Source organism: candidate division WOR-3 bacterium, from assembly GCA_039804165.1.
GTDB lineage: Bacteria > Hydrothermota > UBA3072 > UBA3072 > UBA3072 > JAFGHJ01.
The window spans coordinates 12,319-27,303 of sequence record JBDRZZ010000021.1 but is presented as its reverse complement, the minus strand read 5'-3'; the positions used below and the strand labels follow the sequence as shown (position 1 = coordinate 27,303).

Sequence of the window (14,985 nt, the reverse complement as noted above, 5' to 3'; positions counted from 1 at the left end):
AAATAGGAAGAGAGAATTTCTCTCCAAAAGTTCTTTCTGCCTATATTCCTCCGAAGTCTCTTATCCGTGTTCTTTTCTTTTATATCCTCTCTTAAGGATTTTGAAATCTTTGATACAATAGGATATCCCGTTCTGATTAAGCCTACAAGCAAATCCTTAAGAAAATCTACCTCAGGTTTCGTTATATGTTTTCTCATTTTCGCAAAAAAATAGTTGAAATTTTTAGAAATTTGATTATTTATATTATTAGACAATTTTTTCCTCCTTTCTGTTTTTATTCTCAATATACAGAAAGGAGGTTTTTTTCAATACCTTTTCTTTGAAAAAATACAATCTAAACCCTTACAAATACTAAATTTCCGACTTTTGACACAAAAATTTTGGGGGGTTGTCAGAAAGAACATAAAATTGATTTTTGCAATAAATTTTTTATTATATTGACATTGAGATAAATAGTGTTAAATTTAGGAGGAATTAGGGTAAAAAGGAGGTTTTAATGAGAAGTGTGAAAATTTTTGTTTTACTTTTTATACTTTTTTCTATTTCCCTTTTTGGAGAGGCAAAGCCTTTCCCTCAATATGTAGATTATCCTTACGGTTACCAAACCACAAAAATTACAGCGACCAATGTTCAGAACGCCTATAATAAGTGGAAAAGTAAATATCTAAAAAGATGTAATGGAATGCTTCGGGTTTGTGGAGACGATACAAGCGTAACTATTTCAGAAGGGATGGGATATGGAATGCTTCTTACGGCATATTTTGGAGAGAAAGGTAAATTTGATAGTCTTTTCGCTTTTTATAAGAGTAAAAGGACATCGCTGGCTTATAATCTGATGGGATGGAAGGTAACCTGTTCGAGTATTAGTGACCCGGGAAGTGCTACAGATGGTGATATAGATGTTGCCTTTGCTTTAATTGTTGCTTATTGCCAGTGGGGAGAGAATTACCTTGAAGAAGCAAAAAATATAATTTCGATTTTAAAAAATTATTATTTTGTAAATTGTAATAATGTTTATGTAATGAAACCTGGAGGTCATTGGGGAGGTTGTGGGTTAACAGACATCTCGTATTACACCCCAGCTTATTTTAGGATATTTGGGGAAGTAATGAATGATTCTTTTTGGGAGAAAATAGCGGAGGATTCTTATATTATATTAGAAAACAGTGCTGATTCTAATACAGGTCTTGTTCCTGATTGGCAATCTTATGATGGAATTCCAGGAGGGAATCCTCCTTCCGGAAGAGATGATTATTATCACTATGATGCCTGTAGAACACCCTGGAGAATGGCTCTTGATTACATTTGGAATGGTAATGAAAACGCTAAAAATTGGTGTTGTAAAGTATCAAAATTTGCTGATTCAATTGGAGCATCAAATATAAAAGATGGATATCTTTTGGATGGGACTCTTCATCCTCAAGCACAATATAATAATAGTTCTTTTGTGGGTGGTTTTGGAGTTGGAGGTATGTGCTACAGTCAGTCTATGGTGGATGCTTTTGCATTAAGATTGCTCTATCTTGATGGATGCGGGTATGATGATCAATATTATAATCTTTCTCTTCGCTCTTTGTATATGCTTGTTTTAACAGGGAATTTTTGGAAACCTACACCAATGGGAATTGAAGAATCTTTACCAAAGTATTTTTATTTAGGTAAGAATTTCCCTAATCCTTTTATGACAACAACAACGATTGAGTATTTTGTTCCGGAATCAAGATTTGTTCAGTTACAAGTGTTTGATGTTGTAGGGCGAGAGGTAAAAACATTGATTAATGAAGAAAAGCCTGCTGGAAGATATAGTTTTATTTTTAATGGGAGCGATTTATCCACAGGGATTTATTTTTATAGGATTAAGGCGGGTGATTTCACAAGTGAACTTCTCCAGATGATTTTGATAAAATAAACCAAGATTTATAGGAATTTTTGGCTCTTAAAAGAAAATTTGAAAGGAGGCTTGAGAATATGAAAAGGAAGCTTTTCGTTGCATTATTAACTATTTTTATGGTTGGTTTCTTCCTTTTTGCAAATTCTTTGGATTTAGTGAATAGATCCACAGTATATAAGATTGAGATATACCAGAATCCGAGTAACTCTGGGGTAATTGGAGCGCTTTATACAACGACTTTTAATAATTTACAGGTGATCACGAAGCATTGTGTTACTAAAAACACAAAAATTTATCTAAATGATCAACCTGCAAAGCTTTCTGATTTAAGGCCTGGTTATAAAGTTATTGTGAATTTTATAAATGATGATTGTAAAACGGCCACTGTAATTAGAGCTTACAAATAGAAATATTGAGATTTTATAGAGCCAAAAATTCCTATAAATCTTGAAAATGAAAAAAGGTATTCATTTAATCTTTATTTATGGAAGTTCTTGGTATAAAAAAGAGGGGGGTCTTAAACTTAAAGGAGATTATGGAAAAACTATTAGGTGTTTTAGAGTCGGAGGTTTGGGTAATTTTTATAAACTGCTGGGAAAAATAAAAAATAAGAAAGATTGACAAAGTTAAAAAAACAATTATTTTTCTTAGAAATCTTTTAGAAAGGAGGTCTTTATGAAAAAGTTTGGGATTGTGGTTTTATCTCTTTTATGTATCATTAATCTTTATGCTCGGGATATGGCAGGAAAGATTGGATTAGGTTTTGGTTGGGATCTTTCTTTAATGGAAAATGGGCTTATGGATTCTCCACCTAATGTTTTTTCTACAAAAATTGGTCTTGGTTCAAAAATAGTTCTTGAACCAGTTTTAGGTTTAGATTTTTTGAATGAAGATGGCTCTAACACTATGGAAATTTCATTTGGAGCTTTTCTTGATTATGTGTTGAAGTCCCACCCAAAGACCAATCTCTATTTTAGCGGAGGAATAATTTTTGGGTCTGTGAATCCTCCAGTAGGAGATGCGGAAACAACCTTTGGTCTATTATTTGGTGGAGGTCTTGAGCAATTCATAAGTGATAACTTTTCTTTGGATCTCACTTTAAGGTCAGGTTTTTTGAGAGTTTCAGAAGGAGATTATTCAATCTCCGATTTTTATATTGGAAACGAGAAGGTAATTTTAAGGTTGTGCTGGTATTACTAAGAGGAGGAGATTTTAAATATTTGGAGATCTAGGTATATTAGGATATAGAGAAGAGCTTATAATTTAAAAACCTTGACTTTGAGATTTTCTATTTTATAATCCTTCCTATGGATTACTTTATGTTACTTCGCCCCACTCTTTTTCTTCCTGTTTGGATTTTTTTTCTTCTTGGAGCTCATTTTGGAGGAGGGAATTTTTCTTTTAGAGCCATTATAATTTTTATTCTTTATACAATGCTAATGGGAGGAATTTATATTTTTAATCAAATCATTGATAGAGAGTCGGATAAAAGAAATGAAAAATTGTTTTTGTTGTCTTTGGAGTTAATTCCGATTCGGTTTGCAGTTTTAGAAATGATAGGATTATTTATTTTCTCTATTTTTGGAGCTTTATTTCTAAATTTTGAGATTTTTATGGTTTTTTTAATTTCTTTTATTTTAGGAATTACTTATTCTCTTCCTCCTTTTGAGACGAAAGGAAAGCCATTTTTGGATATTTTATGGAATTCTTTAGGATATGGAGTTCTTGCCTTTACAGTTGGTTGGCTTTCAGTAAGGGATTTCTCTCAAAAGATGTTGATCTCTTCTATTCCTTATTTTTTTGCAGTGGCTGGGGTTTTTGTTAATACAACTATTCCAGATATAGAAGGAGATAAGAGAGAGGGGAAAATTACAACAGGAGTTTTCTTAGGGAAGAAGAGGACTCTTTTGTTAGGGATATTTTTTGATTTAATCGCCATATTTTTCTCAATAGCCTTGAAAGATTTTATTTGTCTTATTGGAGCGAGTTTGGCATTTCCAATATTTTTGTTTGCTTATATAAGATCCACAAAGAAATCCATTCTTTTTTCTTTTAGAGTTGTCCCTTTTATATTGACTCTTGAGGTTTTCTTTCTAACTCCTTGGATAATTCCTCTTTTTGTTTTTATCTTAGGAATAGAAAAGATTTATTATAAGAAGAGATTTAATCTTAATTATCCTGCACTCTTTAGTGGAGAAGATAGGAATTTCTAAGTTATGTTGACACTTTTATTTTTTTCTTTTTCTCCTTTAGTTGATTCTTTACTAATTAAAGCTGTTGAATGTTCTTATGTAGAAGACTTTATTAGAGCAGAATCTCTTATAACTTTTGCGAAAAGACAGGAAAAAGAAAACCCTGCTCCTTATTTTTTACTGGCTTCTCTTTATGAAATGATGTGGGTTGATTTGGGGGAGCCTTCTCTTGAGACAAAGATATTTACCTATGCGGATTCGACAATAACTAAAGCAAAGAAGTGGGTTAAGAAGAATCCTCTTGATCCGTGGGGATATTTTTTTATAGGGGGAAGTTATACTTTGAAAGTTTTTTACTATGTTATGAAGGAGGATTATCTCGGATCTATTTTCTTACTTAATCCTGGAGTTTATTATCTTGAGAAGGCAAAAGAAATCGATTCTACTCTTTATGATGTTTATTTGGGACTTGGAGGTTGGGAATATATAAAAGGGAAATTCCCTTTAGTGAAGGAGAATAAAGAGAAAGCTCTTACAATGATAGAAAAAGCCATTTCAAAGGGAAAGTTTGTCTCCCATTATTCAATAGTGGCTTATGCTAACATTTGTATTAGAGAAAAAGATTATGACCAAGCAATTTTAATGCTTAAGCCTCTACTTGATTCTTATCCTTCTTCTCGAACTTTTAATTGGCCATTTTTGAAAGCATTATACGGGAAAAAGGATTATGAAAGAGCTCTAAAGGTTGCAGAGAAACTAATTGAAATTTCCTCTTATAACAATTTTTCTAAGTTTGAAGCTTATTATTATAAAATTAAAATTCTTTTAGAACTTGGGGAGTTAGAAGAAGCTAAAACAAATGTTGAGATAGCCTTGAATATAAATGTTTTGGAAGAAATGCTTAATGTAAAAGAGAGAAAAAAAGAGTTAAAGCAGATTAAACGTAAGTTAGAAAAAGAGTTGAAGAGGGCTTGACATATAAGCTTTATAAGGTAAAATTAAATTGGGTAGCCGGAGTGGCGGAACTGGTAGACGCATCGGACTTAAAATCCGGTGGAGATTTTTCTCTCCGTGTCGGTTCAAATCCGACCTCCGGCATAAAATTTTTTATTTAGAAGATGATTAACTTATTGAATAAAGAGGAAGATAAAGGGAGAAGGAAGAGAGAAGTCCCTGACGGCTTGTGGTTAAAGTGCGAATCTTGCGGAGAAATCCTTTATAAAAAGGAAGTGGAAAAAAATTTAATGGTGTGCTCTAAATGCAATTTTCACTTTAAGGTTAGTAACTTTTTTTATAGAGACTTACTTCTCGACCCTGGAACGTTTAAAATTTTTGATGAAAACCTTAGAACCGCAGATCCTCTTAAATTTAAAGGTTATAAGAAAAAACTTAAAGAAGCAATGGAACAAACTTCTCTAACTGAAGCTGTTGTTGCAGGTGAAGCGAAAATTGATGGGAGAGATATTGAGATTGTTTTTATGGAGTTTTCTTTTATTGGGGGTTCGATGGGTTCAGTTGTTGGGGAGAGAGTAAAAAGAGCTATTGAAAGAGCGAGTAAGTCTAATTTACCTCTTTTGACTGTAAACGCTTCTGGAGGAGCAAGAATGCAAGAAGGTATTCTCTCTCTTATGCAAATGGCAAAGACTGCAACTGCGCTTAACAAGTTGAAAACTCCATATATTTCTATTCTTACTAATCCTACAACTGCAGGGGTTTTAGCTTCTTACGCTTCTTTAGGAGATATTGTGATTGCAGAACCTGGGGCTCTTATAGGCTTTGCAGGGCCAAGAGTGATAAAGCAGACAATAAAAAAAGAATTACCAGAAGGGTTTCAAAGAGCAGAGTTTATGTTAGAGCATGGACTTATTGATATGGTGGTTGCAAGGAAGGATCTTAGGAAAACTATTATTTCTATATTATCGCACCTCTGTTAGAAGATTTAATGATGTTAGAAAAAGAAGTTAAGATTCTCAATTCCTTAGGAATTCATGCAAGGCCTGCTTCAATGATTGTTAAGCTTGCTTCAAAGTTTGACTCTCATATAGAATTGGAGAAAGATAATGTTAGAGTTAATGCAAAAAGTATTATGGGGGTTTTAATGTTAGCTTCCGAGGAGGGAGATAAAATAAAGATTATTGCAAATGGTAAAGATGAAGAAGAAGCAGTAAAAGCTTTGGTTGAATTAATAGAAAAGAGGAAATTTGATGAAGAATAAAATAATTAGAGGAATTGGTGTTTCTCCTTCTATTGCAATGGGGAAAGCTTTTTTATATACCCCTAAGGAAATTATCTTATCTTCTAAAAGGAAAAAGGGAAAGATTGAGGAAGAAATAAAACTTTTTGAGAAAGCAAGATGTCTATCTTTAAGGCAACTTAGAAAATTGAAACTTGAATTAAAAAAGATGAAGGACGTCCAAACTCCAAGACTGATAGATGTTCAGCTCCTTTTTTTACAAGATCCACTTTTCTTGAATTCTGTAGAGAAAAGAATGAGGAATGGGAAAGAGTCGGCTGAGGAAGCAATAATTAATTTTGCCAAAGGTTTGGAGAAGGATTTCCTTAATATTCCTAATAGTTACATAGCGGAAAGATACTCGGATGTTAAAGATGTTATAAGTAGATTGTTAAGAAATTTAAGAGAAGAAGAGGACGCAAGTTTAGAAGAGTTTGGGGAGATTGGAGTTGCTGAGAGTTTTACCGCCTCGAGTGTTTTGGAATTGAGTAAGTTAGGTGTTAAGGGTATTGTAAGCGAGGGAGGAGGAAGAACTTCCCATTTTGTCATTCTTGCAGAAGCACTCGGTGTTTCAACTGTTGTTGGAGCCAATGGAATTACTAATGAGATTGAAACAGGGGATGAGATAATAGTTGATGGAATAAGTGGGGTTGTAATTATTAGGCCTGACGAGGACACAAAAAGAAGATTTGAGAGGAAAAGAGAAGAAGCTATTGCAATTCAAAAAGAATTTTTGGAGAAAAAGTTTCTTCCTGCGACTACCATAGATGGTTTTTCTATTGATATTTCTGCAAATATTGAACTACCTGTAGAGATTCCTTTAATTAAAGAATACGGAGCGAAAGGGGTTGGACTTTTACGGACCGAGTATCTTTTTCTTACTTCTAAAGGGATTCCCTCTGAAGAGGAACAATATAATTTTTATGTAAAGATCGCAGAGAGTGTTTTTCCTGATTATGTTATAATGAGAACCTTAGATCTTGGAGGAGATAAGGTTTTTAAGATGAAGATGCAAGAGGAAAATCCTTTTTTGGGATGGAGAGGTATCCGTTTTACTCTCTCAAACGAGGAAATTTTTAGAGCTCAATTGAGAGCAATGCTTAGAGCTTCAGCTAAAGGAAATGTTAGAATTCTTATTCCAATGGTTTCGCAGATAGAGGAAATTTTGAGAGTGAGAGAACTTACTGAGAAAATAAAAAAGGAGCTTAAGGAAGAGGGGATTTTGTTTGATGAGAATATTGAGATTGGAGCAATGGTTGAAATACCTTCAGTGCCTTTAATGGCTGATTTCTTTTCTGAAGTTGTAGATTTTTTTTCTTTAGGAACTAATGACCTTACTCAATATACTCTTGCGGTTGATAGAGGTAATAAGAAAATTTCGTATCTCTTTGACCAGCTTGATCCTGCTGTTATTACTCTAATGAAAATGACAGTAGAAAAGGCACATCATAATAATAAATGGGTAGGAGTCTGTGGAGATGTGGCTAGTGATTTAGTGGCTTTGCCTATTCTTTTAGGTATGGAGGTAGATGAACTTTCCTTACCCCTTGCTTTTATTCCTCAGGTTAAAGAAGTTATAAGAGGGTTAAGTTTGAAAGAATGTAAAGAATTGTTAAAAAATATAGAAGGGAAAAAATCCGCAAGGGAAGTAAGGGAAATGTTGAAGGAAGAAATTCTTAGAAGATTTCCATCATTTAAGAACATATTAGTGGAGGTTGAAAATGATTGAAATAATTGAAGATTTACCTGAGCAGATTAAGGAGGCAGTGGAGATTGGTTCTTCTTTGGATTTTGAATGGAAGGGAATAAAAAATGTTTGTATTGGAGGAATGGGAGGTTCTTCTATAGGAGGAGAAATTCTTCTAAAGCTTTCCGAAATGTATTCTAAGGTCCCATTTACTCTTGTTCGAGATTATGAGTTACCTCAATTTGTAGATAAAAAAACTCTAATGATTATAGTAAGTTATTCGGGAAATACAGAAGAAACCATTTCTCTTTTTCATAAAGCAGAAAATAAAGCCAAGATTTTGTGTGTGACAAGCAATGGAATTTTAGAAGATCTTGCAAAGGAGAAAAAACTACCACTTATAATAATACCTAAGGGTTATCCTCCAAGAGGAGCCATTGCTTATTTATTCTTTCCTATCTTAGAAGTTTTAAGAAAATCTAATATAATTAAAATTAAAAAAGAAAATATCGATGAAGTTGTAAAAGTTCTTTCGGAAAATAATGAGACTGCAAAGGTGTGGGCTGAAGAAGTGAGCGGAAAGGTAAAAGAGAAACTCCCTTTTGTTTATACAAATCCTCTTTTTACTCCTGTTGCGAGGAGATGGTGCACTCAGCTTAATGAGAATTCAAAGTGTCTCGCCCATTTTGCTCCTTTCCCAGAGTTGGATCATAATGAGATTGTAGGTTGGGAAAATCCTAAGGAGATTTTGAAAAGAATTTTTATCTTTATCTTAAGAGATAGAGAAGAGGAAGAAAGAATAAAGAAAAGAATAGAAATCACAAGAGAGCTAATTGAAGAATTTGCAGGGGAGATTATGGATGTGTATGCAGAAGGGAAATCTCTTCTTGCGAAGATTTTCTCTCTTATTCAGAAAGGAGACTATCTTTCTTTTTATCTTGCAGGTAATTACAGAGTGGATCCTCTTCCTGTTAAAAGAATACAAGAGCTAAAAAGAAGGTTAGCCGAATGACAGTTATTATTCCAGTTGCAGGTCGTGGTATAAGACTTAGACCAATTTCTTTTAACACTCCTAAGGCTCTTATTCCTTGTGGGGGGAGGACTGTGCTCGGTTGGATATTTAAGTCAATTTCTGAGCTCTCTCCAGATAGAATAATTCTTGTGGTAGGCTATAAAGATGAATTGATTAAAGAGTGGGTTAAGAATAACTATAAAAAATTACCAATTGAATGGGTAACTCAAGAGGAACCAAAGGGATTGGCTCACGCCATTTGGAAAGTAGGAAAATTGATCCCATTTGAAGAGGATGTTTTAATTTACTTAGGGGATTCCATTTTTGATTTTGATTGGAAGGGAATTAAAAAGGAAGAAGAAAATTTTGTGGGAGTGAAAGAAGTGGAGGATCCAAGGAGATTTGGGATTGTAGAAGTAGAAGGAGACTTTATTGTAAATTTAGAAGAGAAGCCGGAAACTCCTTCCTCAAGTCTTGCTGTAGCAGGTATTTATTATATAAAGAAATGGGAGCTTTTATATAAATATCTTAATATTGTGATTGAAAAAAGTATGAAAACAAAAGGAGAATATCAATTGACAGACGCTCTTAAGCTTATGATAACTAAAGGAAAAATTAAGATTAAAAAATTTCCTGTTAAAAAGTGGTATGATTGTGGAAGTATTCCCGGACTTCTTCAAACAAATATGGAAATTTTAAAGGATTATCCTAGTTGGTTTGAGAATGAAGAAAGAATAGAAAATTTTTCATATATTAGTCCCTCCTCTTTGGTAAAAGATTCAATTATAGGTCCTTTTGTGACTTTAGGAGAAAATTCAGTAATAGAAAGATCAACAGTTAAAAATTCTATTATTGGGAATAGAGTTAGAATCTCAAATTCAGATATTTTTGATTCAATAATAGGTGATGATACCGTTATTGTAAATATAAAAGGTAAAATTATAAGTAGTTCAAATTCTATAATTGCAGGAAAGGAGTGAGGAAGTGAAAAAGATAATAACAAGTGAATCTGTTACAGAAGGACATCCTGATAAGATCTGTGATCAGATCTCAGATGCTGTTTTAGATGAGGTTTATAAGAATGATCCCACACCTGAAAGAGCACGCACTGCGATTGAAACATTAACATCAAGAGGAGTTGTTATAGTTGCAGGTGAAATGACAACATCAATTTATGTTGATGTTCCTGAGCTTGTTAGAAATATTCTTAAAGAGATTGGATATACCAAGACAGATTATCATTTTACTTACGAGACTTGTGGGATTCTTACAATGATTCAGGAACAATCTTCTGATATTGCATTAGGAGTAGATAGAGGAGGGGCTGGGGATCAGGGAATGATGTTTGGATACGCCACAAAAGAAACAAAAGAATTGATGCCCCTTCCAATTATGTTAGCGCACAAATTGGTTATGAAGCTTGCAGAAAAGAGAAAATCCGAAGAAAATCATTTTTTAAGACCGGATGGGAAATCTCAAGTTTCTGTAGAATATGAGGATGGGATTCCAAGAAGGGTGGATACAGTTTTAATTTCTTCCCAGTGTGATCCACAGATAGAGATTTCTCAGCTTAAGGAATATTTGATAGAAGAAGTGATAAAACCAACTATACCAGAAGAATTTCTGGATGATAAAACTAAGTATCTTGTTAACCCTACAGGTAGATTTGTTATAGGTGGTCCTCAAGCTGACACAGGGGTAACTGGTAGGAAAATTATGGTAGACACTTATGGAGGTATTGGAAGACACGGAGGAGGTTGTTTTTCCGGTAAGGATCCAACAAAGGTAGATCGTTCTGGAGCTTATATGGCAAGGTATGTTGCTAAGAATATTGTTGCTGCTTCTCTTGCAGAGAAAGTAGAGATACAAATAGCTTATGCGATTGGATTAGAGGACCCAGTCTCAATATACATTGATTCCTTTGGAACAGGAGTGGTTCCTGATGAAAAACTTTTAGAGGCAGTGAAGAAAGTTTTTGATTTTCGTCCTCGCAAAATAATAGAACAACTAAATCTACTTCGCCCTCAATATCTTGCAACAGCTTGTTATGGACATTTTGGAAGAGAAAATATGGGATTTAAATGGGAAGAAACGGACAAGGCAGAAGATTTATTAGAAGAGGTAAATAGATGAATTACGAAATAGCGAATGAATCACTCTCTAAGGAAGGGATTGAAAGAATTGAATGGGCTTGGAATTTTATGCCTGTTTTAAGGAATATTAAGGAGAATTTTGAGAAAGAAAAGCCTCTTAAGGGAATTTCAATCGCAGCTTGCCTTCATGTTACAACAGAGACAGCTAATCTAATGAGGACACTAAAAGCAGGAGGAGCAGAAATTGCATTGTGTGCTTCTAATCCTCTTTCTACCCAAGATGACGTTGCAGCTGCCCTTGTTAAAGAGTTTGGTATTTCTGTCTTTGCAAAACATGGTGCTGGTAAGGAGACTTATTATTCTCATATAGAAAAAACCTTAAAAAGTGGACATGATATTACAATGGATGATGGTGCAGACCTTGTTTCAACGCTTCATAGAGAGTATAAATCAGAATTGAAAAATGTTATTGGAGGAACGGAAGAAACTACAACAGGAGTGATTAGACTTAGGGCTATGGCAAATGAGGGAGTTCTTGGTTATCCAATTATAGCTGTAAACGATTCTAAAACCAAATATTTGTTTGATAATCGTTATGGAACAGGACAATCTACAATTGATGGGATATTGAGAGCCACAAACTATCTTATTGCCGGTAGCACTTTTGTTGTATTTGGTTTTGGTTGGTGCGGAAAAGGTCTTGCAAAAAGAGCAAGTGGTATGGGTGCAAAGGTCGTTGTGGTGGAGACCGATCCAATAAAAGCTCTTGAGGCTCTTTTAGAAGGTTATCTTGTTATGCCAAAAAGAAAAGCTGCAGAAATAGGGGATATTTTTGTAACTGTTACGGGAGATAAATGGGTTATAACAAAAGAAGAAATAGAAAGAATGAAAGATAATGCAATAATTGGAAATTCGGGACATTTTGATGTTGAAATAAAGCTTGAGGATCTTGAGGAAATGTCTGTAGAAAAAAAGGAAGTTAGAGAAAATGTAACTCAATATAGACTGAGAAATGGAAAAAGGATAAACCTTCTTGGGAAGGGTAGGTTGATAAATCTTTCCTGTGCGGAAGGACATCCTGCAGTAGTAATGGATATGAGTTTTGCTAATCAGGCAAAAGCTGTTGTTTACTTAACTAGAGAGGGTCATAAGATGGAGAGGAGAATATATACTCTACCACCAGAGATTGATATAGAGATAGCAGAGCTTAAACTCAAAACAATGGGTATTGAAATAGATAGTTTGACAGAAGAGCAAAAAAAATATCTTTCCTCTTGGGGGGAGGGAACCTAAATTTAGATGAATGCGTGAACTTTCAATAAGTTTTGTATTACTTTTTCTCTTATTTGTCTGTCTTGATGTCTCTACGACATTTTATTCTTTTAGAATAAGAGAAGTCCTCTTTGAAGAAATTGATAATAGGATAATCTTAGCTGGAGAGAAATTAAAAAAAGAGATTAATAAAAGTGGAAGAATTACTCTTGATTTGAAAAAAGTTTATTCGACTATTAACGAATGTTCTCTTGATTGGATAGAGGTATTTGATTCTAATAAAAATTTAGTGTTGAATTCAGATTTTAAGGTTCGATTTATTCCGGAAATTTTCCCTGATACTGCAAATTTCTGGGGTGAGAGATACGGATTAATCCCTTTTGATGCAGGTTATTTACTCATTAAGACTTCAGATAAAGAGTTATCTCTCTTAAAAGGGATTTTTCGTTTTTCTTTTTTTCTAAAAGCTATGGTTTATTTTTCTTTTTTCGCTCTTGGGTTTTATATCTTCTGGGTTTTCTCTTATCCTTTTAAAAAAGTTAGAGAGCTAACGGGAGGGAAAAAACAGAGTATAGAAGAGGGGATGAGGATGATAAGGGAAATGATAAAAGATTATAGAGAAAAATTAAAGAGTGTGGAGGAGAGAGAGAAAGAAGTTAGGCAAAGGCTATTTCTCTTAAGATTGGGAGAGAATGTGTCTCAGGTTCTTCACGAGATAAGAAATGCTACAGGAACTATTCTTGGATTAGGTAAACTTGTAAATGATGAAAAAATAAAAGAAGGGATTCTTGAAGAGACAAAAAAATTAAATGATTTTTCTGCCCATTTGCTTTCTCTTGCTGGCCCTCTTAAACTTAAGAAAGAAAAAACCAACATAAAGGAGTTGATAAATGATGTAATTCATAGGTTAGATAACAAAATGAATGTAGAGATAAAGACCAAGATTCCAGAGAAATTGATCTTGAAATTGGATAGAGAATTAATAGAAAAAGCAATATACAACATACTTGACAATGCATTAGATGCTTGTAAGGAGAAAGGGGAAATTTATATCACAGTTGAAGAAAAGAAAAAGGGGATTAATATATTAATAAAAGATACAGGAATTGGTATGGATAGAAAAACGCTTTCTTCTATTTTTAATTTATTTTTTACAAAGAAAGATGGTGGTGTTGGAGTAGGAATGGCTGTAACAAAAAGGATTGTAGAGTCTCACGGGGGAGATATAAAAGTGAAGAGTAAAAAGGGTAAAGGTAGTAGTTTTCTCTTAACCCTCCCTTTTGAAGAATAATGAGTAGAATTTTGCTTGTTGAAGACAATCGGAACTTTAGAGAGATGTTAGAGCTTCACTTTAGGAAAGCGGGCTTAGATTTTTATTCCTGTTCTTCTGGAGAGGAAGCTTTTTCTGTTTTTAATCGAGACGTTTTTACAATAGGAGTTTTTGATTTTAAACTTCCGGGAATGGATGGGCTTCTTTTATTAGAGAAGGTCCTTGAGATTGCTCCAGAATTTCCAGTTTTTATTATAACTGCTTATGGAGACATTGAATCTGCTGTAAAAGCGATTAGAAAAGGGGCTTCTGATTTTATCTCCAAACCATTTGACCCTGAGGTTCTAATTGAAAAGATCCAGAAGGAGATTAAAAAGAGAGTTTCCCCAATCTCAAGGAAGATAATAGGAAATTCACCTCTTCTAAAGGATGCGATAACTCTTGCGAAGAAAGTTGCAGAAACAGATTTTACGGCTCTCCTTTTAGGGCCGAGTGGTTCTGGGAAAGAGCTTTTTGCAAGATCAATTCATGATTGGAGTGCAAGGAAAAATGGGCCTTTTGTGGTTCTTAATTCCGCTGCTATTCCCGAAAGCCTTCTTGAGAGTGAATTATTTGGTATTGAAAAGGGGACCGCTACAGGTGTTTCTAAAAGGATAGGAAAGATCTCTCAAGCCGATGGAGGAACTCTTTTTTTAGATGAAATTGGAGATATGCCTCTTTTGCTCCAGTCCAAAATTTTAAGGGTTATTGAAGATAAGGAGTTTGAAAGAGTAGGAGGAAGAGAAAAAATAAAGGCAGATGTGAGGATAATTTGTGCTACTAATAAGGATTTAGAAGCTTTAGTAGAAAGAAAAGCATTTAGAGAAGACTTATATTATAGAATTAGTGTATTTCCAATACATATTCCCTCACTAAAGGAAAGACTCGAAGATATTGAACCTCTTGCCAAGTATTTTATTGAAATATATAGTCAAAAATCCAAAGAAGTTAAAGGAATAAGTGATAAGGCACTCCTTAAACTTAAAAATTATGAATGGAAAGGAAATGTGAGGGAGCTTGAAAATGTGATAAAGAGAGCTTTGATTTTATGCGAAGGAGATGTGATTGAAGAAAGGGACATAATCTTTTATTCAAAGAGAAAAGAGGATAAAAGAATAGAGAGTTTAAGTCTTAAGGAGATGGGAGAAAAAGCAAAAAGAGAAGCAGAGATTCGGATTATAAAAGAAGCTTTAAGGCAAACAGATGGAAATAAGGCAGAAGCAGCTAGGCTTCTAAATGTTTCTTATAAAACTTTATTTAACAAAATTAATGAGTATAAGCTTGAAGAATAAAGGG

At 33.9% G+C, this 14,985-nt stretch carries 15 protein-coding genes and 1 tRNA gene; 15 read left to right on the top strand and 1 reads right to left on the bottom strand.

What is annotated here, in order from left to right; genetic code table 11:
* A partial coding sequence (locus ABIN61_07320) for a hypothetical protein (protein MEO0294012.1) occupies positions 1-254 on the bottom strand: 254 nt, incomplete at its 3' end.
* A 242-nt stretch (positions 255-496) separates the two neighbouring features.
* Here ABIN61_07320 and ABIN61_07315 point away from each other — a divergent pair.
* The 15 genes from ABIN61_07315 (at position 497) to ABIN61_07245 (ending at position 14,981) form a co-directional block, all read left to right on the top strand.
* Positions 497-1,909 (top strand): glycosyl hydrolase family 8, encoded by a 1,413-nt coding sequence (locus ABIN61_07315; protein ID MEO0294011.1) that lies wholly within the window; start codon positions 497-499, stop codon positions 1,907-1,909.
* Positions 1,910-1,968: 59 nt separating this feature from the next.
* The gene (locus tag ABIN61_07310) at positions 1,969-2,298 is read left to right on the top strand and encodes a hypothetical protein (protein ID MEO0294010.1); all 330 of its coding nucleotides are present in this window, start codon (positions 1,969-1,971) and stop codon (positions 2,296-2,298) included.
* A gap of 268 nt (positions 2,299-2,566) precedes the next feature.
* Positions 2,567-3,091 (top strand): hypothetical protein, encoded by a 525-nt coding sequence (locus ABIN61_07305; protein MEO0294009.1) that lies wholly within the window; start codon positions 2,567-2,569, stop codon positions 3,089-3,091.
* Positions 3,092-3,198: 107 nt separating this feature from the next.
* A complete protein-coding gene (locus ABIN61_07300; protein ID MEO0294008.1) occupies positions 3,199-4,104 on the top strand; it encodes a UbiA family prenyltransferase in 906 nt (301 codons plus the stop codon).
* A 3-nt stretch (positions 4,105-4,107) separates the two neighbouring features.
* Positions 4,108-5,058: a hypothetical protein gene (locus tag ABIN61_07295; protein MEO0294007.1), complete on the top strand. Its 951-nt coding sequence runs from the start codon at positions 4,108-4,110 to the stop codon at positions 5,056-5,058.
* A 35-nt stretch (positions 5,059-5,093) separates the two neighbouring features.
* Positions 5,094-5,181, top strand: a tRNA-Leu gene (locus ABIN61_07290).
* A gap of 20 nt (positions 5,182-5,201) precedes the next feature.
* Complete coding sequence (accD, locus tag ABIN61_07285; protein ID MEO0294006.1) at positions 5,202-6,017, top strand: acetyl-CoA carboxylase, carboxyltransferase subunit beta; 816 nt, start codon at positions 5,202-5,204, stop codon at positions 6,015-6,017.
* 11 nt (positions 6,018-6,028) lie between these two features.
* On the top strand, positions 6,029-6,298 hold the full coding sequence (locus tag ABIN61_07280; GenBank protein MEO0294005.1) for an HPr family phosphocarrier protein: 270 nt from the start codon (positions 6,029-6,031) through the stop codon (positions 6,296-6,298).
* Positions 6,288-8,045 (top strand): phosphoenolpyruvate--protein phosphotransferase, encoded by a 1,758-nt coding sequence (gene ptsP, locus ABIN61_07275; GenBank protein ID MEO0294004.1) that lies wholly within the window; start codon positions 6,288-6,290, stop codon positions 8,043-8,045. The genes ABIN61_07280 and ptsP overlap by 11 nt, the downstream gene beginning before the upstream one ends.
* On the top strand, positions 8,038-9,015 hold the full coding sequence (locus tag ABIN61_07270; GenBank protein MEO0294003.1) for a bifunctional phosphoglucose/phosphomannose isomerase: 978 nt from the start codon (positions 8,038-8,040) through the stop codon (positions 9,013-9,015). Before ptsP ends, ABIN61_07270 begins: the two co-directional genes overlap by 8 nt.
* Positions 9,012-9,995 carry a sugar phosphate nucleotidyltransferase gene (locus ABIN61_07265; GenBank protein ID MEO0294002.1) on the top strand — a complete coding sequence of 328 codons (984 nt, stop codon included), beginning with the start codon at positions 9,012-9,014 and terminating at the stop codon, positions 9,993-9,995. The genes ABIN61_07270 and ABIN61_07265 overlap by 4 nt, the downstream gene beginning before the upstream one ends.
* A 4-nt stretch (positions 9,996-9,999) precedes the next feature.
* A complete protein-coding gene (metK, locus tag ABIN61_07260; GenBank protein MEO0294001.1) occupies positions 10,000-11,148 on the top strand; it encodes a methionine adenosyltransferase in 1,149 nt (382 codons plus the stop codon).
* The gene (ahcY, locus tag ABIN61_07255; protein MEO0294000.1) at positions 11,145-12,401 is read left to right on the top strand and encodes an adenosylhomocysteinase; all 1,257 of its coding nucleotides are present in this window, start codon (positions 11,145-11,147) and stop codon (positions 12,399-12,401) included. The genes metK and ahcY overlap by 4 nt, the downstream gene beginning before the upstream one ends.
* Before the next feature lie 10 nt (positions 12,402-12,411).
* Positions 12,412-13,671, top strand: a complete 1,260-nt coding sequence (locus ABIN61_07250) for an ATP-binding protein (protein ID MEO0293999.1) — start codon at positions 12,412-12,414, stop codon at positions 13,669-13,671.
* Positions 13,671-14,981 (top strand): sigma-54 dependent transcriptional regulator, encoded by a 1,311-nt coding sequence (locus tag ABIN61_07245; protein MEO0293998.1) that lies wholly within the window; start codon positions 13,671-13,673, stop codon positions 14,979-14,981. The genes ABIN61_07250 and ABIN61_07245 overlap by 1 nt, the downstream gene beginning before the upstream one ends.
* Positions 14,982-14,985 lie beyond the last annotated feature (4 nt).

Bases quoted from the DNA above. Each gene is read 5' to 3' on its own strand.
- ABIN61_07265 (MEO0294002.1), top strand. From the start codon at position 9,012: ATGACAGTTATTATTCCAGTTGCAGGTCGTGGTATAAGACTTAGACCA.
- ABIN61_07305 (MEO0294009.1), top strand. From the start codon at position 2,567: ATGAAAAAGTTTGGGATTGTGGTTTTATCTCTTTTATGTATCATTAAT.
- ABIN61_07300 (MEO0294008.1), top strand. From the start codon at position 3,199: ATGGATTACTTTATGTTACTTCGCCCCACTCTTTTTCTTCCTGTTTGG.
- ABIN61_07295 (MEO0294007.1), top strand. From the start codon at position 4,108: ATGTTGACACTTTTATTTTTTTCTTTTTCTCCTTTAGTTGATTCTTTA.
- ahcY (MEO0294000.1), top strand. From the start codon at position 11,145: ATGAATTACGAAATAGCGAATGAATCACTCTCTAAGGAAGGGATTGAA.
- ABIN61_07250 (MEO0293999.1), top strand. From the start codon at position 12,412: ATGCGTGAACTTTCAATAAGTTTTGTATTACTTTTTCTCTTATTTGTC.
- ptsP (MEO0294004.1), top strand. From the start codon at position 6,288: ATGAAGAATAAAATAATTAGAGGAATTGGTGTTTCTCCTTCTATTGCA.
- ABIN61_07310 (MEO0294010.1), top strand. From the start codon at position 1,969: ATGAAAAGGAAGCTTTTCGTTGCATTATTAACTATTTTTATGGTTGGT.
- ABIN61_07315 (MEO0294011.1), top strand. From the start codon at position 497: ATGAGAAGTGTGAAAATTTTTGTTTTACTTTTTATACTTTTTTCTATT.
- ABIN61_07270 (MEO0294003.1), top strand. From the start codon at position 8,038: ATGATTGAAATAATTGAAGATTTACCTGAGCAGATTAAGGAGGCAGTG.
- ABIN61_07245 (MEO0293998.1), top strand. From the start codon at position 13,671: ATGAGTAGAATTTTGCTTGTTGAAGACAATCGGAACTTTAGAGAGATG.
- ABIN61_07280 (MEO0294005.1), top strand. From the start codon at position 6,029: ATGTTAGAAAAAGAAGTTAAGATTCTCAATTCCTTAGGAATTCATGCA.
- accD (MEO0294006.1), top strand. From the start codon at position 5,202: ATGATTAACTTATTGAATAAAGAGGAAGATAAAGGGAGAAGGAAGAGA.